Here is a 23,722-nt window from a genome sequence, read left to right as displayed (position 1 = left end):
CTTTCCTTCTTTTATGTTAAGTTCATTTTATATAATACATTATTTACAAATTCATTGTTAATTTCTTTTACATCAATAACACTAAAGAATAATCCAGTCTTATCCTTAAATTCTTTTAATCTTAGTAATGATTGTGATATTTCATCCTTTGATAAACCCTCAACTCGATATTTTACACCACATCTTTCTAACAATTTTGTAATCCATTCAACTTTATTTTCTTGCAATCTACTCATACAAAAGATACCCAATCCCACCAAATCACCATGTAAGAACTGCCTTTTAGTTAAATATTCTACATGATATGCAACGATATGCTCCGAACCTTCTTCAGGTCTTGCATTTCCAAAAGTATTGCAGAGTTCCACTTCTTTACAGTATAAATCAACTATTGTATCAATCCCTTTGGGACTTACTTTATAAATTTCTTCGGCATTCCTATCGACATCATAGAGACATCTCTCTGCTTCCTGTGCAATATGTTCATCATATCGTTCATTGTTGTATTTTCGAGCATATTCCCAATCGCAAAGTGCTGTATGAATACTCAAAATATCTGCCACACCTGCTCTATTTAAGTTATCTGGGGCACTTTTTACTAAATTATAATCAATAATAATCTTATCTGGTACAACATTTCCGATATATCTCACAACATTATTTTCACGAACAGCAATAGAGGGTGTAAAAGGAGCATCAACAGAGACAATTGTTGGTACCAATATTAATGGAATACTCTTTTTCCATGCTATATATTTAGCAAGGTCACAACTTACACCACCCCCAATCCCGACAACCCAATCAAATAGAGGAAGTTCCTGTTCTAACTTTTCTATCACTGGCAAATCCATCTCATGAGCCCAAATTATTTGAGATGGAGACCAATTTATTTGTTTTTGCAAAACTTGCCATGGGACTTCCATAGTAACTACCAAAATATTACCTTTAAGAGAGGTTAATAAGTTAATCTCATCGTTACCTCTCAATATTTTGTCCATCAATTCTGTCATCAATAAACGACCCTTATCCTCCACAAATAAATATACTGTTCATTATTTTACTTACAAAACCCTAATATTGATTATCTTAGACTAAGGCAATATAGATTGGAAATCTACTACCATATATGCTTGAGTTGAGGCATCCCGAGTCCCATTGGCAAAGGCAACATAACCTTTAAATGCAGTCGCATCAATAATTAAGTTCATCAGGTTAGAACCTGAAATAGCACCTTTTTGAGTTAAAATATATAAACCATTTTCAACAAACAGTCCATAGTTATTATTAATATAATTATAGATATCTCTTTTATCTGTATCTCCTTCGTAAACTACATTTGATAATACAAACGGATAGTAATTATCCTTTGTATCATAATCTCTTACGAGTGTTCTTAAATTTCCATCAATTAGTAATTTTGCTCCTCTTTGTTCGTATCTACCATCACCAAGAAGATATGTATGTTTTCGACCTTGTGAGGAGGTATTAATCCAATCAATTGTTGTATCTAACCTGTTTAAATCATACAGGACACTACGAAATGCAGATAAGGCATTCTCTTGAGCATTTACTGTTTCTCCAGAAATCGGTATATCTCCGTAACATATACCTGCGGCATTTACACCTGCCCTACTGACAACCATTCCTGCAAAAGTAAATAGGGCATGTGGAAAACCTTGGTCAGGAATATAAAATACAACGACTGGATAATCTTGCTGTCCTCCACTGACTATTTGTCTATTTAAGGAATATGTTTGAATTGTTGGGGTCATATCAAAAAATTGAGGCATATTAGTTGCTAATGACCATAAAAGAGAGCCTGATGCTCTTGTACTACCATATAGGCTTAGCAATTCTACCAATTGTAGTTTTCCTAAACTGTCGTATGAAATGCCAGCTCCTTCCGATATTCCTTGTAATTCTTCTCTAATTCGTTCATCAATGGTATTTTTCTGAGTATTCCATACATTATTAAGAATCGTTGAATTTACACCAAATTGAGACAAATTATTCAACACATAATTAACATGATTTATTATTTCGGTTCTCATTAAACGCCCATAATCCTTACCCATTTCATAAGGCGAACCTCTTAAAATTAAATAAGGATAAGGATATGTTGTTGGATCTCTTCTTATTTCTGATGGAAATTCTGGGTAATCATCAGGTGTTATAAATATCGGTGTTGTATATACAAGGGGTGGGACATTCAATCCTGGTATAGCCATCTGGAATTTAGCTGGGTTATTAAAAATGAGTTGAATAAAGAAGGCAGTCCATCCTGAGGTAGGTGTAAAGACATTTGCCTCATATTCCCCAGGCGAAATAGGCTGTAACGTTGTGCTCTCATACTGAACATTTATATCATCAATTTTATATTTTCTATAATCTCTCGCACCAGGATTTGTACATTTCCATAATTTAACCTCTCTTATTTGCGAAATATAATTACTATCTACCTTAACCCTTAGTTTATTTTCATTAACACGTTCCCATGTGAACGTAGGCTGTTGAATATTTTGGGTTTGAACCAACAGCCAAGCTAAAAGATACTGTGGTGCCTCTGCATTAAGATTTAAGTATCCTCCCAAACTATGATTGACATTGGGAATGTAATTAATATACTTTTCACCTAATAAATCGTCATAATACCACCGAGCTGAATCTGGCACAAAAAATTCATCACATGATGAATTTATTATATATTTTGGAATATGTTCAGTCCGTGGTAAATATTCATATGGGTCAATTAATTTTAATAATGCCTCTGCCTCTGGTGGTATACCTTCTCCATTAGAAATAAGCCTATCAAAAACTTTCATTTGAGCATATGCATAAATGGACGGAGCCCAATAGCCATAGACCTTCTTATGATGTTCCATCTGCTTATCCATATTTAAAACATCAATTACTAAAGGTGCAATTGCTTTAACACGATAATCTGTTAAACCTGTTAACCATGTAGTCCACCCCCGTTTAGAACCACCTGAAACAATAAATTGGACGGGTGCTATATTCCCAAGAATTGCCTGTGTTGTATCCATAGCACGAACTGCAGATTTTGCCATTGCAAAAAGAAGAGGCCAATGATAATCATAATTTCCTGCTTTATATTCATTCATAAATTTATCATAACTATAGGCTATAATATCATCTTCTGTTCGTGATTTCAGTACTTTATTCTGTTCTGGATCATAATCATCCATAAACACTATTGGCTGATTCGGAACATTATCTAAATAAACGATAACTGAACCAGTTAACGCTGCCAACTGTCCAAAGAATAGCCTGTTATCTTCATTAGGCGGAGAACTATTAATACTTCCTCCACTTACAAATAGAAATCCAGTACTTGTTCTCAATCGTTCTGGAACAAATATTGACAAATTATGTTTCCAAATTCTACCACTGTAAATCTCATCTGAGCTACGCCACGCCTGTGAAGTCATTCGTGTTATATATGCCGTTGCTAACCTTATAGTAACAGAACCAGATTCATAACTAACAGGATACTCTGTAGGTGCTGTCCATGAATATTCAGGGTCACGTTCTCTCACAAAAATATCTAATGGTTCTGCATAAGGACCTACAATAACACAATTCTCTTTTACGACTTCGGACTCCAATCCGCCAGCAGTACGAACTTTCAATTTAACTGTATATAATCCTGGCTCGCTATATTTATGAATTGGTGACTGTTCTGAGGATGTCCCACCGTCACCAAAGTCCCACTCCCATTCCGCAATAGGAACCGTCCCAGCGATGGATAAATCGATAAATTTAACTTCACTATTCACAATGGCTGATGGACTCTCCACTCGGAAGTTAGCCACAGGAGGTGTTGCGGTACCTACTGTAATTGTTTTGGATATAGGTGCTGTTTTTAACTGAACGCCACTCTTAGAGTGTACAAACAGTAAATATAGTTCTACCTTATATTTTCCTGGCGTTGAAAAATGATGCATCGGATTCTGCATCGTAGATGGTTCTGAATTATCTCCAAAAGACCATACCCATCCTACAATAGGTCTTGTCCCTTCTGAATTTGACATATCGATAAAGTGAACAAAATCTTCGATTGTAATTTTCTTGGGTTCATAATCAAAATCTGGAATTGGCGGGGCATCGACATACACCTCAACAGGGTCACTTACAAAGGTATCTAATGTTGTTTTGACTTTTAATACTACATTATATACCCCTGGCTCGCTATAAACATGAGAGACATCTTCTTTGATTGTAGTAATTTTTGTAGGGGAGCCATCTCCGAAATCCCATTCATACGTCAAATCTGTTTCAGTACCTAAAGCAGTTCTATTTAAAAATTTCGTCTCTTTCTGAATAAGTGGACTTCTTGTAGAGACACTAATTTTAGGGACAGGTGGTTGGTGTATAGTAATATAGGACTCTTTTGTAACACTACTTTCGTTATTAGATGAGGTCCCTGTATACACAGTTAGAGAAACTGAATATACACCCGATTCTGTATAAACATGGTTTGTATTACCATTTTCATGAGTAAAAGGTTCGTATTGTATAGTCTCTGTAGTTTCATCTCCAAAATCCCAAACCCATTTGATAATACGTTCTGTTCCTTTCTTTGATAAGTCAACAAAGAGTACATTTTCGCCCTGATAAGAAACTAATGGCTCTGCAGCAAAATCAGCTACAGGGGGCATATAAATAACTTCCACAGGTAAAGTAAACGAACTACCCCCAAACTTGTTTTTAACTGTAAGTCTTACTTGCTGAACTCCTAATCTTGAAAAAGCATATTGAGGCGATTGTTCATCTGAGGTATTTCCATCACCAAACTCCCAAAGCCATTCTGTAATAGGTGCTGTTCCAGGCTCAGATAAATCAGTAAACTGGACTGGGACATTAACAAACGGCTTTATATTGCTAACTGAGAATTTGGCTACAGGAGCCACACCTTCCTGAACTGTAATAAAACCTTCTTTTACTAATGTGCTACTTTGATTATTTGTATATACTGTCAAAGAAACTGTATAAATACCTGGCTTAGAATATCTATATCTTGGATTAACATCCGTACTCGTTTTACCATCCCCAAATTCCCAATACCGCTTTGTTATCGTTTCCTTTTCAGAACGACTTCGGTCAATAAACTGGACATCTTCGCCTAATAAAACTATCTGTGAACTTGCGGAAAAATCAACTTCCAATTTTCCACTTGCAACATTAATAAAATTCTCTTTTACTCGTTTCTCTGTTCCATTTTCTGTTTCTACTGTTAATGTAACTGTATAGTTACCTGGTTTTTGATAAAAATGTGTGGGATTATAACTTTCTGATGTCGTACCGTCCCCAAAATCCCATGTTACTTTGTTAATATTACCTGACTGAACAGAACTTTGATTAAAAAATCGAATAGATTCATTTACGGATACAAATTTATTAGAAGCATCGAAATCTACTTTTATTAAATCCAGTAATGTAACAAGAACTGTAACTGCAGGTGCATTCGTAGCACGAACTATCAAATTGCCGACGTTAGAACCTAACTCCGTCTTTTCTCTATCAACCGTGATTTTTATTTTCTTTCTATCGTAAGGACCTGAACTATAACACCCATCTTCAGATGAGGTACAATTTTCAACCAGAAGCCAGGGAACTTGAGATTCTACAATAATTGGGCCAATGGATGTCGATGTATATGTCTTCCATACATATAAATTTACACTTGTCTCTTTTGAACCAAAATCAATAGATGTTGGTTCGACTACAAGCCCCCCTCCTAATTCATTTCTCGGACATCCTGATAAAACTAACATTAAAATTATTACTAATAGACTACTTACACATTTCATACGACATAACATATTCATATAAATTCTCTCCTGTCGTTTTTTAAAATCACAACCATAGTATACAATTTTTCTATTAATAATATCACTTATTAATAATGATATTTTTATTATATATTGTCAAGAAATTATTTACAAATTTTAATTTACATTTTAATTTAAAATTTTTGTAAAAAAAACGTTACAATTTGTAATAAAATAAAGTCTAAATGGTAGTTATTTTACGATACTTGTTTTGATACAATATATATAGGTTCTAAACTTAAAGTAAAATTCAATTATTTAAGGTGTGTATGGAAAAAAAACTTGTACCGATTTTAGTAAGTTGGTTTATCTTATTTCAATTTATATCATATCAGGGGTGCTATTTTAATAAGAAAGTTGATGCAAACGATGAGTTATCAACAAATGTAAGTAAACCTGTTGCATTTCCAGTAGAGGCTACGTTTCCCACAAAACAAAATATCAATAAATATTTTGAAACAACTACCCGAGTCTCTGCTGAAAAAAAAGTAGAGGTTATCTCAAAAGGGGTTGGGATTTGTGAGGAATTATTTGTAGAGGAAGGTGATTATGTTAAGGAAGGTCAAATTTTAGCTAAATTAGACACATCAGAAGTCGAAACCCAGATACTCCAAACAAAAGTAAATATAGAAAAATGCAAAGCGGCATTAGAAATAGCAGAAAATAGTTTAAAAGAAGGGATAGGTTCCAAAGTTGAGAGAGACAATGCTCGTTTTGCATTAGATGCTGCAGAATCCACTCTTAAGATTCAACAATTGCAATTGAAAAACCAAACAATAACAGCCCCTATTAACGGTATAATCACACGTAAAAATATACAAAAAGGTGTTCTGGTTAGTACTGGAATGCCAGTTTTCTCGATTGTTGACCCTGATTCATTTATATTGCCTATCAACTTACCAGAGCGAGAAATCTCCAAAGTCTCAAAAGGACAAGAGGCCGATGTCATTATCGATTCCTGTCCAACTGAAAAATTTACTGCTACCGTTTTACGAATTAACCCTACCATAGACCCAAATACTGGAACAATTAAAACCATATTACAATTTCATGAGAAACATCGTAATAATACATGCATCAAAGATTCTGCATTTGCAAGGATAAAACTTATAATGGAAACTCGGGAGCAAGTATTAGTAATACCAAAAGATGCAGTTTTGGAAGAGAATGGACGAAAATATGTTTTTATAGCACAATCTAAAAGTGGTGAAAATATAGAAAATATAAATCACAAAGACAAAACACATGATAGTGTCCAATTTGTTGCTCAGAAAGTAGAAATTCAAGTAGGTTTAGAAGATAGTTCTTACTTTGAAATTTTGAGTGGATTAGATGAACACACATTAGTTATTACATTAGGGCAGTTAAATTTAAAGCCTGGTTCTATTGTTGAAGTAACTTCATTAGAAAAAATACTAAATCAACAAGAAAAAACATCTACAACATAATAACATCAATATTAAAACATTCTTGGTCTTGATTCAATAAAAATTAAGGGGAGTCATAGTGAACGAACAAACCACAGTAGTTAATTCAAATTCAAGTTTTATATCTTTTCCCATCCGAAGGCCAGTTACCATCATAATGATATTTACAACTATTATCGTTTTTGGTTGGCGTTCATATCAAAAACTCCCAATTAACCTTATGCCTGATATTTCATACCCTTCGTTAACTGTAAGAACTGAATTTGAAGGTGCAGCCCCTGAAGATGTCGAGAAATTAGTTACAAGACCGTTAGAGGAAATGTTAAGTATCGTTAGTGGGTTGGTAGAAATAAGTAGTGTTTCCTCAGTAGGTCTTTCAGAAATTACATTAGAATTCATGTGGAATACAGACATGAATATTGCACAACAGGATGTACGAGACCGTTTAGACCTTTTTGAACCACCTAAAGAAGTTACAAAAAAACCTGTTATTCTTAGATTTAACCCAAACTTAGACCCTGTAATACGGATTGGATTAACACCCCCTGCAAATATATCACCAGTAGAAAAAGAACGGTATTTAACTACACTTCGCGAATCTGTCCAACGAAAATTAAAAAGTGATTTAGAAGCAGAAACAGGAATTGCTCAGGTGGTAGTAAAAGGGGGACAAGAAGAAGAAATACAAATTCTTGTCGATAGTAAAATGATTAAATCACTTGGGCTTTCTTTGGATGATATTGTCCGAAGTTTAGCAAGTCAAAATATAAATGTGGCTGGAGGCAAATTGTCTGAGGGGAAAACGGAATATATTGTCCGAACTTTAAAAGAATTCCAAGATATAGAAGACATAAAAAATGTAATCATCTCTACTTCCCTTAACATACCTTCTTTATCAAACAATCCTATTTCTTCAATCTCATCTCTAACCCTCAATACCGATGCTACATCTTCAAATATTCAACAGACCTCTCCAAAAAGTACCCCTATTTATTTAAAGGATGTTGCTACAGTTAAATGGGGCACTAAAGAACGCGATACAATAATACGAATTGATGGAGAAGAAGCTATTGAATTGGAGATATACAAGGAAGGAAATTCTAACACTGTTACTGTATGTAATCTGGTAAAAGACCTCTTAGGTATTGAAAGGAAAAAAAGTCTTTCTGAATTAATCAATGAGCAACTTTCTCTTGAATTAAGCCCTGTTGCTCACGATTCAGAAGGAAAACATACAATTGAAGACCCACATGCTCGACGAGAACAATTTAAAAGGAAAAATTTAATTAGTTCTCTTCCACCTGATACAAAGATTCATATCATAAGCGACCAGTCCCAATTTATTATTAGTTCAATAGAAGAAGTTCAATCCGCAGCGATTAATGGCGGTTTTTTAGCCCTTCTTATACTTTATTTATTCTTGCGAGAAATACGTAGTACCTTTACAATTGGACTCGCTATTCCAATTTCAATAATTACTGTATTTATTCCCATGTTCATACGAGGCATTTCTTTAAATATTATGTCGTTGGGCGGATTAGCATTAGGAATTGGAATGTTAGTAGACAACTCTATTGTCGTATTAGAAAGTATTGCTAGATGTCGAGAAGAAGGAGATTCTATTATTGATTCTGCTATCCGTGGAACATCTGAAGTAAGTTCCGCTGTTGTTGCATCTACATTAACTACTATAGCCGTATTTTTCCCCGTTGCATTTGTTGAGGGTATTGCAGGACAAATCTTTGGAGACCTTGCTCTAACTGTTACTTTCTCCCTTTTAGCTTCGCTACTCACTGCTTTGTTTTTAAATCCATTATTAGTATCAAAAACCCATTTCTTTTCAGAACCAAGCAATACACAACATCTATTACACCCTTTCCGTATTTTCTTATTTTTCCGTCAAATAAAACATAAAAGCCTGTTTGCCTCTTTTATATTTACAATTGTTTTTACTTTCAAACGACATATTCAATACAGCAGGAAAACCTTATTTGAAATATTACGTTATTCTCCACGTTCATCTCGATGGTTAAATCTCCTTAAAATTATATTTTTCCCTATAAATATCTTGTTAAAATTTATTTCTTGGGGCATTATAAATATTTTCGTATATCCTTTATTAATCCTATTTTTCATTATAGTTTCCCCCATATTTTTATCATTTGCCTTGTGTGCATTACTGATTAAAAAGACACTTAGTCTTTTACTTTTTTTACCATTAGAACTATTTCATATCGTTTTTGAAAGTTTTAGGCATTTATACAGAATTTCACTTTCTTCCAACCTTAAATTTGCACCTATTTATATATTTTTAGCCATTGCACTTTTTACATATACCATAACGCTTTTACCCCGAATAGGACAAGAACTTATCCCACCAATGAAACAAGGAGAATTTAATATCCAATATGAAACCCGTGCTGGAACACAACTTAATCAAACTTTAGAAAAGGTGCTTAGAATAGAGAATAAATTAAAAGAGAATCCATATATAGAACGTATTACATTACAAGTTGGTACAGAAAGTAGCAAAACTGAAAGCAAAGGAAAAAACGAGAATAAAGCTACTTTTACAATTCTATTAAAAGATCGTAGTAAAACTGCACAAATACAAGATAAAATTATAGATGAAATACGTTCATCTCTTCTTCCCCTTCCTGAGGAATCAATTATTTTTACACTTCCTACATTATTCACGTTAAAAAGTAATCTTGAGGTTCAAATATTTGGTGATGATTTAAATACCTTGAAATCTGTAGGTGAGGCATGCCTCCAAAAAGTACGACAAGTTCGGGGCGTTAAGGATGCTGATATATCAATACAATCTGGTTATCCAGAGATACTTATCCAGTTAGATAGAGAACTGTTAGCTGAGAAGGGACTTTCCCCTGCTCAAGTCGCAAATAAGTTACGAACAGAAATTCAAGGAGAAATTGCCACAAAATTTAATCGTGGTGGAGATAAAATTGATATTCGTGTTAGAACAAATCAAACATTCCTTCAAAGCATTAATGACCTAAAACAGATGTCAATTATAGAAGGGGCTGTTCCTGTTCGTCTTTGTGATGTATCAACCATTGTAGAAGATGTTGGACCGAGCGATATTCGGAGAATTGGACAAAAAAGGGTCGCATTAATAACTGCCAATATCGAAGGACGAGATTTGGCAAGTGTGTCACAGGAAGTTATATCTAAACTTCGAGATGTTGAAAAACCTCGAGAATTTTTTATTACTCTTGGCGGACAAAACCGTGAATTAGCAACGTCATACCATAGTTTGAGACTTGCTCTATTACTTGCAACCTTTCTGGTATATGTGGTAATGGCTTCTCAATTTGAATCTATTTGGTTACCTATATTAGTGATGTTATCTGTGCCTTTAGCATTCATTGGTGTCATTATCATTTTATTTTTAACAGGTACTAATTTAAACATCATGGTTTTTTTGGGTTCAATCATATTAGCAGGCATCGTAGTAAACAATGCTATTGTGTTGATTGACTATACTAATCAACTTATTACACGTGGTCTATCCCTACACGATGCTATTATTCAAGCATCTATGGTCCGTTTGAGACCTATTTTTATGACAACATTAACAACAGTTCTTGGGCTACTGCCCATGCTATTATCTAAAGGAGAAGGCTCCGAATTAAGACAGCCATTGGCATTAACTGTAATTACAGGGCTATCTGCAAGCACCTTGTTGACTTTATGGCTCATCCCTATGGCTTATTATATGTTTTCTAACCTTTCTCATAAGGTACGAAACAAGTGACATGGTCTCTACCTAAAATAGCCATAAATCGTCCCATTACTATGTTCATGCTTTCTATATCCATTCTCGTTCTGGGATTAATCTCATGGTTCCGTATTCCTTTGAAATTTCTTCCTAAAGTAGACCGTCCTTTTATCGGATGCTATATTCCCTATCCTGGGAGTTCACCAGAACAAATAGAACAGCAAATCGCTATTCCAGTGGAGGGAGAATTCAGGACTATCCCTGGACTTCGGAGCATTGCTACTACAAGTTCTTCAAATGGTTGTTCTGTTGACATGTGGTTTAATTTAGACACTGACATGACTTTAGCAACTGCAGACGTTCGAGACAGAATAGAACGTTTAAAAATGACTCTTCCAGATGAAGTACAACGGATTATTATTCAACGGTTCAGTTCAGGAGCCATTCCAGTCATAGCTATCGGCTTATTTAAATCAGAAGATGAGGAAAATTATGTTTATTTAGTCCGCACCTCTCTTATTCCAAGACTCCGACGGCTTGATGGAGTTGCAGATATTAAATTAATATCTCCTATCCCTGAGAAAGAGGTTTTAATCGAAGTTTCTCAGGACCGACTCAACAGCCTTAATATTCCCATAGTAAGTTTATTAAATACTCTTCGGACAGCCTCATTAGATGCTTCACTTGGTTCTATCTCAGAGGGAGATAAAAAATACTTTGTTCAATTTAAAGGTGAGTATAAAACTTTATCTGATATTGAAAACCTTGTCGTCAATAAAAATGGTATGCGACTAAAAGATGTTGCGACCGTCCGATTTGGTTCAAGAGAAGATTCCCAGAGAGTAGCATTAGATGGAAAAGGTGGGGTCGTTTTACTTGTTATTAAGGAATCAGAAGCAAACGCAGTAAATGTGTGCAATCAAATAAAACGTGAATTGAAGAATATTTTATCTGAGGAAGCATTTGAGGGAACTGTTACAAAAATCTTTTTTGACCAATCCGATTTAATTAATCGGGCATTAAACAATCTGTTCAGTGAGGGAATCTACGGCGGAATTATGGCTTTTATTGTATTACTTATCTTCTTACACCGACTTATTCCGACTATTATTGTAGCATTTGCCATTCCTTCATCTCTTATGATTGGCATTATTTTTATGTATTTTGCTGACATGTCACTTAATATTATAACGATGGTGTCTTTAATTATATCTGTTGGAATGTTGGTAGACAATGCCATTGTTGCTGTTGAAAATATTATCCGATACCAACAGTTAGGTTATGATATAAAAACAAGTGCTGTTCGTGGAGCATCAGAAGTAGGTATAGCTATTTCCGCATCCACACTTACCACAATTGTTGTGTTTATACCTATGTATTATCTTGAAGCAGGCAGAATGTCGGTATTTATGAAACAGTTAGGAGGGCCTTTAATTGTTGCTTTGTTAGGAAGCCTATTAATCGCTTTAACTGTCGTTCCTTTAGTTCTTTCCATACATGTCCTACCCCGAGAAAAAAATCAGATGAAACTCATGATATTCTTCCACAATTTATTAGTTTCCATTCGTGAAAAAGCGGGGAGTTTTAAACTTTTAGAAAAACTATACTTCTTTTTAGAATTATTGCTACATTGGTCTCTAAAAAATCGATTGGCTTTTCTTTTAGCTTTATGTCTATTCTTAGTGATTTCTTATCTTATCCCTGTTAAATCAGTAGGGATGAAAGATTTAATTAAATTAGACACACGTGAAGTGGATATAAAAATTACCCTTGACCAGAATTTTGACACTGCAAAAGTTAAAGACCTCTTTGACCAGCTTACACAGAAATTAGAACCAATTCGTGAATCAATAGCTATAAAAAATATATTGCTATTCCATGGAAAAAGTGGAGGGGAAATTCATGTGTATTTGTACACAGAAGATGATGGTGAAATTGGTAGAAATCCACCTTGCACTACTGAAGAAGCATTAGAAATCGTTAAAAGTAAACTTCCTTCCCATATTCCTGGTGGCAAGTTAGAGTTTTCAATTGCTGATACCGGTGAATCAGGAACATCACGATTAGTGACATTAAGACTTACAGGTGGGGATAATGAGATACTATTTGCACAAGCCCAACGGATAAAATCATTACTCCTAAGTAATCCACTCTTCACAGATGTAGAAACGGATGTTGAGCAAAAAAAACAAGAAATGAGGGTTGCAATAAATGAACTTCAAGCAGATGAGCAAGGTATCAACCCATTTACTATCGCCCAAACCATTGACACAGCCCTTAGAGGTGCTCAACTTCCTTATTTTAAAGAGGGAACACGAGAAATTCCCGTATGGCTACAATATAAAGAAGAAGACAGAAAAACAAAAGCAAATATTGATAACTTAAAAGTCATTTCAAGTAAAGGGACTCTCGTTCCCTTGCATCAGGTTGTATCTTATGAAAAACGCCCCGGACCGGAACTTGTAAAAAGGTATAACGGTCGCAATGTGATAAATTTCCGTGCAAGAACAAACACGGAGAATTTGACACTCATTAGAGATGAATTACAATCTATAATATCATCCATCGATTTACCTGACGGTTACAATCTAAATTATGGCATAGAATTAGAAGAAATCCAATCGAACTTAACCAATTTTGCTATGACTATGAGTATGGCACTTATCCTTATATATATCGTTATGAGTGCAACTTTTGAGTCATTACTTTTGCCTTTAGTTATCTTAACTACAGTCCCCATTTCTCTCATAGGTTCTGCATGGACATTATACTTTACTAATTCCTACTGGGATATGATTACACTAATCGGTTGTGTATTAATGGTTGGTGTAATCGTTAATAATGGAATTGTGATAGTAGACCATATAAATTTTTTGAGAAAAACAAATAATAACAACTTGATTAACGTAATCGTACAAGCAAGTAAAGACCGACTTAGACCTGTAATGATGACAGCATTGACAACTATCTTGGGGCTTGTCCCATTAGCAATGGCTAAATCAGGAGGTGCTGTCATGTTTTCAGGTTTAGGTAAAGCATTGGTCGGCGGTTTAATTTTAGGGACGATATTAACATTGCTTGTAGTCCCCGTTTTTTATACTATTGTAGAAGATATATTCAATATTGCAATGCGGATTGTATTATCTATTCGTGCCCCTTTTTTTTCAAAATCACAGTCAATATCTAATAGATAGCTTTTTGATAAATTGTTACGATTTATGATAATCTATATATCCAATTCATACCCAACAGCCTTATAGAAAGAGATATTTTTTTATTTTTCATTTTTAAAATCATTGTAAGAAAGGAAATGAAATGAAGTCGATTATTGCTGGAAATTGGAAAATGAACAAAAAAGTCAATGAATCTCTTGACCTTGTAAATAAACTTAAACCATTAGTAGAGGGAATTGACCAAGTTAAAATTATTGTTTGTCCGCCATTTACAAGCCTCTATGCCGTATCACAAGTATTGAAAGGTACAAATATTGAATTAGGTGGGCAAAATTGCTATTTAAAGGAATCAGGGGCATATACTGGAGAAATAGCACCACAAATGTTGCTGGATGTAGGTTGTCGTTGGACTATATTAGGACATAGTGAACGTAGGCAATATTTTGGCGAAACAGATACGTTGTTAAACCAAAAACTTAAATATGTAATAACAACAGGTTTAAATGTAATGTTCTGCGTTGGAGAAACGCTTGACGAACGTGAAGGGAATATGATGGAGTCGGTTCTACGACGGCAAATTATAGAGGGCTTAAGGGATATGACTCCAGAACAATTACAAAACGTTGTTATCGCATACGAACCAGTCTGGGCAATTGGAACTGGAAAAACAGCAACCCCAGAACAAGCGCAAGAAGCCCATGCTTTCATCCGTTCTCTTATAGGAAAAGAGTTCGGCAAAGAAACAGCGACGAACATAGTTATCCAGTATGGTGGAAGTGTTAAACCTGAAAATGCAAAAGAACTTATATCCAAACCTGATGTTAACGGTTTCTTGGTAGGCGGTGCTTCCTTAAATGCAGAAAGTTTTGCACAAATAATAAAAGAATGTATATAACAACAAAATCTACAATATAAGGACAGGTTAAAGAATCTATGTTAGAAACAATTTTTAGCCTAACAACACTTTGGTGGGTATTACTATTATTTATATACCTTCCATGCTGTGTCGCTTTAATTATTATCGTACTCCTACAAAAAGGAAAAGGTGCTGGATTTGCAGGTGCCTTTGGTTTAAGCCCAGGCACAGAAAGCGTGTTTGGACCCAAATTAGCACGTACTCTCCCACAAAAATTAACATACATAAGTGCTGGTGTATTTATGGTTCTTGCCATTCTTCTATCAACCATATCAGGTAAAGTCGGGAAAGGACCTGCTCCTGAACTTGTTTATAATGAGTTATCTACTGAACAGAATACTGCTTTGGATAATTTATTCGATAATAAAACACCGTCAACAACAACGACTCCTGTCACTGTTGAAAACAAGACAAATACACCTCCTGTGGAAAGTGCTCCAGTAAGTACGGAAACAGATGCTCCACAAAGTTCAACGGAAACACCTACCTCAAACCAATAGTATTGATTGCAACATCTATTTTATTAATATTACTTATTCTTTTCACTAAAGACTCCTATTTTTTGTAAAATACATACAATCTTCTTTTAAAGCATTGGATGAATATTTTATGGATAAAATAATTATTCGTGGTAATAACCCGTTAAAAGGGAAAGTTCAAATCCGTGGGGCAAAAAATGCGGTACTCCCTCTTATGGCTGCGTCTATCTTAGCTGAAGAACCGTGTGTACTTCATAATGTCCCGTGTCTCCATGATGTATTTACTATGGATAAACTTCTTAGCCAGATGGGATTACAAATAGAATTTACAGGTAGGTTTATGACTATTGTCACACCAAATCGTATATCACCTACCGCACCTTATGACCTTGTGCGTAAAATGCGTGCTTCATTTTTTGTATTAGGTCCACTCTTAGCACGATGTGGGAAAGCACGTGTATCTTTACCTGGTGGCTGTGCTATAGGCACACGCCCTGTAGATATTCATCTAAAAGGGTTAGAACAACTCGGAGCAAAGATTCGTTTAGAAGAAGGTTATGTAGTGGCAGAGGGACGATTAAAAGGAACAGACATTTATTTAGATTTTCCAAGTGTAGGTGCAACTGAAAACTTAATAATGGCGGCTGTCCGTGCCAAAGGAATAACCCGATTATTTAATCCAGCCCAAGAACCTGAGATAGTTGATTTGGCAAACTTTTTGAACAAAATGGGTGCAGAAATTGAAGGAGCTGGAACAGAAGTTATAAAAATTAAAGGGATAAAATCCCTCGGAGGCACAGAACACAATGTTATCCCCGACCGTATCGAGGCAGGGACTTTCCTTATTGCAGGTCTGGCAACTTTTGGCGATGTTCAGGTTGACTCTGTAATTCCTGAATATTTAAGCACCTTCATCTCAAAACTTAACGAATTGGGTGCTGATGTCCAAATAGGTAGTAGCTATATACGGGTCAAATCCCCTCAAAAACCATTAAAAGCTATAAATATAACAACTCTCCCCTACCCTGGATTTCCAACAGATTTACAAGCTCAAATGATGGCTCTTCTCACATGTGCAGAAGGAACAAGTGTGATTAAAGAGACTGTTTTCGAAAATAGATTTCTTCACGTAGCGGAATTAATACGTATGGGTGCTGATATTACTTTAGAAGGGAATACCGCCATTATTAGAGGAACAGAAAAATTAATTGGTGCTCCTGTTATGGCATCTGACCTTCGCGCAAGTGCAGCACTCGTTATAGCAGGGTTAATGGCAAAAGAAGGCGAAACTATTATTTCACGGGTATACCATTTAGACCGTGGCTATGAACGAATTGAGGAAAGACTTGCCAGTCTCGGTGCAGATATTCAAAGAATTCACGAGGAGTAAATCAATGAAAACTTTTATTATTCAGAGTGATGATGACCTTAATAAAGTAAAACAATGGATACTAAATCGCAATCTATCACAAAATCAAGAACAGGACAAAGACCAAACCATTACAAAAACAGTACAATGGATTATTGATACAGTTAGAAAAAACGGGGATAGTGCGGTCATCGAGTTTACTGAGCGATTTGATAATGTAACACTACAACCAGAAGAGTTAGAAATACCCAATCAAGAGATTATTCAAAGCTTTAATACACTGGAACCCAATATTTTAAGGATTATTGAAAAATCTGCTGAACACATAAAAACATTTCACAGTAAAAATATACGAAATTCATGGGAAGAGACACTTGAAGACGGAACCGTATTAGGACAAAAAATAGTGCCCATTGAAAAAGTAGGGGTATATGTACCAGGTGGAAAGGCTTTCTACCCTTCATCCGTATTAATGAATGTTATACCTGCAAAAGTGGCTGGTGTTAAAGAAATCATTATGGTTTCTCCCCCTTCATATAATGGCACAATACACCCTGTCGTCTTGGCAACAGCCCACCTTGCAGGGGTTACTCGTGTATTTAGAGTTGGTGGAGCACAATCCATTTCAGCTCTCGCTTATGGCACAGAACACATACCATCCGTTGATAAAATTACAGGACCAGGAAATATATACGTTTCAACAGCCAAAGCATTAGTACGAGATGTTGTAGATATTGATTGTGAAGCAGGACCTTCAGAAGTCCTTGTTATTGCTGATAAAACCGCAAATCCTGCTTTTATTGCTTCAGAACTAATAGCACAAGCAGAACACGATGAGAAAGCTTGCTCAGTGTTAATAATTACTCAATCTGATATACATCTTGTCAAAGATGTAGAAGAACAGATACAAAAATATATTAATCAACAAAATCGTAAAAATATCATCGAATCATCTTTGAACAATTTCGGGGCTTTTATTGTTACTCGGGATTGGGACGAACTTATTTACCTCGCTAATTTTTTTGCACCAGAACATTTAAGTATTCAAACAGAATTTCCACGTAAGATTGAGATGAAAATTGTTAATGCGGGTGCCATTATGTTAGGTGATATGACTCCCGTTGCTGTTGGTGATTATATGGCTGGTCCTAATCATATTCTACCAACTGGAAGAAGAGCAAGGTTCAGTTCTCCCCTTACAGTTGAAGATTTTAGAAAAGTGTCCAACTATATTTACTATTCAAAAAGCAGGCTTCACAATCAAGCAAACGATATAATGACGTTTGCTGAAATTGAAGGTTTAACAGCTCATGCATTTTCGATAAATATTCGTATAGGAAATCAAAGGGATGTAAAAAATGAGTAAATACTGTATAAACAGACTAAACGCAATAGAGGGGTATGTTCCTGGTGAACAACCGAAAGAGGAAAATGTAGTCAAACTAAATACGAATGAAAATCCATTTCCTCCGTCAGAAGAAGTATTAAGAACTCTTAGCACAATACTCCCTGAACAACTACGACGATACCCTGACCCAACTGCTTTTGAACTTAGAAGAAAAATAGCTCAGGTATACCATTTACCTGGACCAGAATGGGTTATTGTTGGCAATGGCATGGACGAAATTTTAGCAATAACAATGAAAACGTTCGTAGACTATGGGCAGACCATTTACGCTACTTATCCAACCTATTCTCTTTATGAGATTCTTGCACAACTATATGGTTATAACTTTCAGTATCATGAGCTTGATGATAATTTTTGTTTAACTCCACCATTTGCATGGGAATCAGCAAAATTAGTATTAATAACCCACCCAAATGCTCCAAGTGGTGTTCCTACACAAACCGAAATTATGAAAAAAATCTGTGAAAATGATAAACAAGTTATATTTATTGATGAAGCTTATGTTGATTTTTGTGATTATAACTATATCTCTTGGGTAACAGAATATCCTAATCTTATTGTTGGACGAACTTTTTCTAAGTCCTTCAGTCTGGCTGGAATTCGTTTAGGTTTTGCTGTTGCTAATCCAGAACTAATTTCAGATATGTTTAAGATTAAAGATTCATACAATGTCAATGTTATAACTCAATTATTAGGCATCTCTGCATTAGAACATTCCCAATATGCTATGACTAATATAGAAATAATTAAGAAGAATAGAACTTATCTAAGAATAGAATTACAAAAACTGGGTTTCCGTGTTCCTGATTCACAATCGAATTTCTTGCTTGCAATATGGAACAGAGAACCTACTGCAGAAGAAATATACAATCGGTTAAAAGAGCAACGTATTTATATTAGATATTTTCCATATAGACGTTTGGAGAACGCACTGCGAATTACCATTGGCACACAGAAACAATCCGAAATTTTACTTGAAGCAATAAAAAAGATTGTTCAAATTTAACCCATAAATAATGAACAATTTTTATTCATTTTCTACAGGCGGGTTCAGGTTTCTAATTCTATCTAATTCCTTCCAATAATTTTCTAATGCATCTCTCCCTTTCTCGGTGATTTGAAACTCTGTATGCGGAATCCGTCCATTAAATGACTTCTCAACTTTAACATATCCTGCTTTTTCGAGTTTGTCCATATGAGAAGAAAGATTGCCTTTGGTCAATCCCAATGTATTTAACAAAAAATTAAAATCAGATGCTTCCACCCCTGCAAGAATTGTTAAAATTCGCAGTCGTGCTGGTTCATGTATTATGCGGTCAAGTTCTGACATTCAACAATAAACCTAATACTCAATTTATTTCTATGTATTATCCGTTTCCTCATCATGGGCAAGATTTTCAAACTCTTCTAAGCCTTGTCTACTTATAGATTTCAATTTCCATAGTGCATAACGACTGTAAATATGTCCTACAATAATGGCAATAAGACCATAACCAAAAACAGGGACCATAATGTTTAATAAATACCACCGGGATGGGAAACTAATTGGTATTTTACATATGAGTAAAATTGCATGAAGTCCATATAAAACAGGCCAAATCCATGCCCAAAAACCCAATCCTTGATAAAAAATAAGGATACACAACACGGGAACCAATGCTAAAGCAGAAAAAGGCTGTAAATATTGTAAAGACAAATAACGAAATGAAATTAACAATGCTCCAAAGATATGATACACCAACATCAATCCTATTAATGCAATAACCCATCTCGGTAACGTTTTTGACTGATGTTTATCATCAGGGAGAACATATCCTTCTCTCCCATAAAACCAAATAGTAAGTTGCCATACAATTTCTGCAGTCCAGCGAGATATAGAAATCCAAACAAAGAACAAAAAAGCAACTACAAGAAAGAATACCGATGTATAGAACAAAGGTTTATTACCATTGATATATGCCTGTTGAGTTAGATTTGCAATTAAACCTATTACACATATAATTAAAACAATCAAGCACCATTGAAAAAGAAAGTAAATAGTCCTACTTCGCGCATATGTACGCGTCCAATAAAGGATTTCTCTCGGATCAGACGAATTCACATTATTCCTTCTATTTGACATATTTAGCCATCTCTATTTTAATTTTTAATTCTATAATAATATATTTTAAATCATTTTCTGGCGGGTATTAAATAAAAAATTCTTAGATTATGATTTCAATGCTCGTTCACTTACCCATCCGCATATTTTACCTATCATTTCATCTTTTTCATAATCATTCCATAACTCGTGATAACCATTTTCAAAAAGATGTATCGCCTTATCTTCTGATGTAATATTTTCAAACAAATTAATACTTCCTGAGAAGGGAACTATTTGGTCCTTTTTCCCATGAAGAATTATTGTTGGTAGTTTAATTAACTTAAAATCACGTTGTATTTCCTGAATCACTTTATAAAATACATATCCTGTGTATGCTTTGACACTTCCATGATAACCTAATGGGTCTTCATCAGCCCTTTTAACTACGTCTAAATCTTTTGATAAGGCTGTATTATCCACCCTTGAAACAGGAACCCATGGGAGAACTGTCGCTAAGATACCTGATAACTTTAATAAAAACTTTGGAACATCTTCATTTAAAGCAAGAAATGGACTTGAAAAAATAAGTCCTTTAGCAGAACAATTAGGTCGTGTTTCAACATATCTGGCAAGAACCATCCCTCCCATACTATGTCCCATAAAAAATGTTGGTAAACTAATTATCTCCTCTTTTATTACATTTAAAAAGACATCAAAATCATCAAGAAGTTCATTGAAATCGTTAATCCATGCTCTTTTCCCTGGCGAATGTCCGAATCCACGCTGGTCATAACTGAAAACATTAATTCCTTGTTTATTCATCATTTCCGACATATAGTCATATCGTGAACAATGTTCTCCATAACCATGAATTAAAATTATATTGGCTATTTTTTTATTTTCTTCAGAAAGCCACGTCCTACGATAAAATTTTTCATTTCGAATGTTAAACCATCCTTCGTTTAACATAACTCCTCCTTCTTTTTATATGCTATTCAAATGATATTTTCATTGGAGATGGCACAAATAATCTTGCATCCATCGGTTTAATTTCCTCTGGAATTATAGGCTTAAATCCCATTTGATTTAATATATCTTTTTCTAAGTCTATACCTGGCGCAATTTCTGTTATCATTAACCCTTCTGGGACAAGTTTAAATACACAACGTTCCGTAATATAAGTAACATCTCTCTTATTTTCTAATGCGAACTTTCCACTAAAAGTAATTTGCTCCACCTTTTGAATAAATTTTTTAACCTTCCCTTCATTCACTATTTTCACTTTTCCATCAACAATGTCCACTTTACTACCCATAGCGGAAAATTCACCACAAAATACCAGTTTCTTTGCCGATTGTGTTAAGTTGATAAATCCACCAGGTCCAATTGCAATAGGACCAACTTTGCTAACATTCACATTTCCCTCTGCATCGACCTGAGCCATTCCTACACAGGTCATATCAAGTCCTCCTCCATCATAAAAATCAAACATTGCAGATTGAGATAAAAACGCCTGAGGATTCTTCGCAGGACCAAAATTTTTGCCTGTTTCTGGAATTCCCCCAATTACTCCTATTTCTGTTGTCATTGTAATTTTATTGAATACCCCTTCTTCAAAAGCGACTTTGGCAACGCCCATTGGTATACCAAAACCAAGATTTATAAGCATCTTAGGCTTTAATTCCATAAATGCACGTCGGGCAATAACCTTTTCAAAATTTAATGGCATAACATCTAATTCTTCCTCAAGATTAGCTCTGACATGTCCACAAAATGAAGGGTCATACTGTACAAAAAGTGTTTGTGGATGTGCCTCAGGAGTTTGAGCAACTACGACGTAATCTACAAAAACACCAGGAACTCGCACATCACTCGGTTTAGCTGGCTCATCACTTAATCGCTCCACCTGTGCAATTACAAAACCACCACTGTTTTTTACAGCCATAGCACCTTCTAATATTTCCATAATAAGTGCTTCTTTCTCAGTAGTAATATTACCATGATGGTCAGCAGTGGTTCCACGAATTATACCCACATCGCATTTAAACGAACGATATAAAATGTATTCTTTTCCCCCAATTACAACAATCTCGGATAGGTCTTCACACGATTTCGTTTTTTCATTCACTTTTCCACCGCCATATCTCGGGTCTACAAATGTTCCTAATCCGACAGTCGTAATCAACCCAGGTCTACCAGCAGCTATCTCTCTATATAATTCACACATCGTCCCTTGGGGGATATTGTATGCTTCCACTTGATTACTTGCAATAAATTTCATAATTTTATGATTTAAACCACAATGTCCAGCTATAATTCTCTTTACCATTCCTGGCACTGCAAAATGGTTCATTCCTTTTGGTTCCTCACTTAATGGACCAAGACCTGCTGCCCATACAACTGTTAAATCCTTTGGATGCCCCGTTTGTTGATAAACACGTGCAAACGCTGGATACACCTCTTCAGAAGGCATGGGAACTATTAATACCGTTGCTCCATCAGGAATTAATTTAATTGCTTCATCTGCCGTCACTACTCTTGCCATACTAAACTTCCTTCTATTAATTAACTTTTGTATTTTTTACTTTCAATATAAGGAATATATCAATATTTATACTTGTTTATAAAATTGAAAACAAATTAAACCCAAAAGGAAAGGGATTAACAATGGCAAGTTTGAAAGAAAAAGTAAAGTTAAGAGCACATCTACCTATTCATCAAGATAAGACCATTCAGGATGTCGTTAAATTTTTTTGTGACCAAAACATAAGTGCAACAATGGTATCGAACGATGAAGGCGATATTGTTGGAATTATTTCAGAAAAGGACATTATTCGAAAAGTACTAAACAAAGGTTTAGACCTAAAAGAAACATTAATTCATGATGTGATGAACACCAAATTAATTCATGTCCATGAAGCAGAGGATATAAATATTGCTAAAATGCTTATGTTTATGAACGGTGTAAGACATCTTCTCATGGTTGATGAGAACCATCACGTTGTTGGGTTATTATCTATGAGAGATCTCATCGAGTCCGATTTAGAAGAAACGAAAGAACTTTTAAGAAAAATTAATGATCAATATTACGAAAATGCTCATCAACCTACATGGAGAATATCTTCCAATCGAGTTATTATAGAGAATGCAGAACCTCAACCTGATCCCATTGTGGAAGAGTTAATACATTCTTACAAAAACAAATAGAAAATTAGTACTCCACTTTTTGATGATAAGACTCAGTTTATATTAAAATGAACAGAGTCTTTTATT

At 34.9% G+C, this 23,722-nt stretch carries 15 protein-coding genes; 9 read left to right on the top strand and 6 right to left on the bottom strand.

The features are described from left to right. Nucleotides 1-11: 11 nt before the first annotated feature. Together PLJ10_00490 and PLJ10_00485 are read right to left on the bottom strand one after the other, a co-directional pair. Entirely contained in the window at nucleotides 12-1,010 is a 999-nt protein-coding gene (locus PLJ10_00490) for an iron-containing alcohol dehydrogenase (GenBank protein ID HOK08119.1), read from the bottom strand. 81 nt (nucleotides 1,011-1,091) lie between these two features. Continuing rightward, nucleotides 1,092-5,849 carry a PhoPQ-activated protein PqaA family protein gene (locus PLJ10_00485; GenBank protein ID HOK08118.1) on the bottom strand — a complete coding sequence of 1,586 codons (4,758 nt, stop codon included), beginning with the start codon at nucleotides 5,847-5,849 and terminating at the stop codon, nucleotides 1,092-1,094. 272 nt (nucleotides 5,850-6,121) lie between these two features. On the opposite strand from PLJ10_00485, the gene PLJ10_00480 reads away from it, so the two are divergent. The 8 genes from PLJ10_00480 (at nucleotide 6,122) to hisC (ending at nucleotide 19,372) form a co-directional block, all read left to right on the top strand. Beyond that, complete coding sequence (locus PLJ10_00480; protein ID HOK08117.1) at nucleotides 6,122-7,300, top strand: efflux RND transporter periplasmic adaptor subunit; 1,179 nt, start codon at nucleotides 6,122-6,124, stop codon at nucleotides 7,298-7,300. Nucleotides 7,301-7,358: 58 nt separating this feature from the next. Continuing rightward, nucleotides 7,359-11,057: an efflux RND transporter permease subunit gene (locus tag PLJ10_00475; GenBank protein HOK08116.1), complete on the top strand. Its 3,699-nt coding sequence runs from the start codon at nucleotides 7,359-7,361 to the stop codon at nucleotides 11,055-11,057. Beyond that, entirely contained in the window at nucleotides 11,054-14,215 is a 3,162-nt protein-coding gene (locus tag PLJ10_00470) for an efflux RND transporter permease subunit (protein HOK08115.1), read from the top strand. The genes PLJ10_00475 and PLJ10_00470 overlap by 4 nt, the downstream gene beginning before the upstream one ends. A 121-nt stretch (nucleotides 14,216-14,336) precedes the next feature. After that, nucleotides 14,337-15,089: a triose-phosphate isomerase gene (gene tpiA / locus PLJ10_00465; GenBank protein ID HOK08114.1), complete on the top strand. Its 753-nt coding sequence runs from the start codon at nucleotides 14,337-14,339 to the stop codon at nucleotides 15,087-15,089. Between the two features lie 38 nt (nucleotides 15,090-15,127). Continuing rightward, nucleotides 15,128-15,610, top strand: coding sequence for a preprotein translocase subunit SecG (gene secG, locus PLJ10_00460; protein HOK08113.1), 483 nt, complete (start codon nucleotides 15,128-15,130; stop codon nucleotides 15,608-15,610). 109 nt (nucleotides 15,611-15,719) lie between these two features. Next, entirely contained in the window at nucleotides 15,720-16,979 is a 1,260-nt protein-coding gene (murA, locus tag PLJ10_00455; protein ID HOK08112.1) for a UDP-N-acetylglucosamine 1-carboxyvinyltransferase, read from the top strand. 4 nt (nucleotides 16,980-16,983) lie between these two features. Beyond that, nucleotides 16,984-18,324 carry a histidinol dehydrogenase gene (hisD, locus tag PLJ10_00450; protein ID HOK08111.1) on the top strand — a complete coding sequence of 447 codons (1,341 nt, stop codon included), beginning with the start codon at nucleotides 16,984-16,986 and terminating at the stop codon, nucleotides 18,322-18,324. Next, the gene (gene hisC / locus PLJ10_00445; GenBank protein HOK08110.1) at nucleotides 18,317-19,372 is read left to right on the top strand and encodes a histidinol-phosphate transaminase; all 1,056 of its coding nucleotides are present in this window, start codon (nucleotides 18,317-18,319) and stop codon (nucleotides 19,370-19,372) included. Before hisD ends, hisC begins: the two co-directional genes overlap by 8 nt. Nucleotides 19,373-19,393: 21 nt before the next feature. Here hisC and PLJ10_00440 read toward each other — a convergent pair whose 3' ends face one another. From PLJ10_00440 to PLJ10_00425, 4 genes are all read right to left on the bottom strand, one after another. Further along, nucleotides 19,394-19,696 carry a transcriptional regulator gene (locus tag PLJ10_00440; GenBank protein ID HOK08109.1) on the bottom strand — a complete coding sequence of 101 codons (303 nt, stop codon included), beginning with the start codon at nucleotides 19,694-19,696 and terminating at the stop codon, nucleotides 19,394-19,396. Between the two features lie 30 nt (nucleotides 19,697-19,726). Next, on the bottom strand, nucleotides 19,727-20,467 hold the full coding sequence (locus tag PLJ10_00435; GenBank protein ID HOK08108.1) for a hypothetical protein: 741 nt from the start codon (nucleotides 20,465-20,467) through the stop codon (nucleotides 19,727-19,729). A gap of 108 nt (nucleotides 20,468-20,575) precedes the next feature. Beyond that, nucleotides 20,576-21,418 carry a lysophospholipase gene (locus PLJ10_00430; GenBank protein HOK08107.1) on the bottom strand — a complete coding sequence of 281 codons (843 nt, stop codon included), beginning with the start codon at nucleotides 21,416-21,418 and terminating at the stop codon, nucleotides 20,576-20,578. Between the two features lie 22 nt (nucleotides 21,419-21,440). Then, entirely contained in the window at nucleotides 21,441-22,994 is a 1,554-nt protein-coding gene (locus PLJ10_00425) for a CoA-transferase (GenBank protein ID HOK08106.1), read from the bottom strand. Nucleotides 22,995-23,116: 122 nt separating this feature from the next. On the opposite strand from PLJ10_00425, the gene PLJ10_00420 reads away from it, so the two are divergent. After that, entirely contained in the window at nucleotides 23,117-23,656 is a 540-nt protein-coding gene (locus PLJ10_00420) for a CBS domain-containing protein (protein ID HOK08105.1), read from the top strand. Nucleotides 23,657-23,722: the final 66 nt, after the last annotated feature.

Origin of the sequence: Candidatus Hydrogenedens sp. (genome assembly GCA_035361075.1) — a bacterium.
GTDB lineage: Bacteria > Hydrogenedentota > Hydrogenedentia > Hydrogenedentales > Hydrogenedentaceae > Hydrogenedens.
Note: the sequence above shows the minus strand (reverse complement) of the source record. Positions and strands in the feature narration are given on the sequence as shown.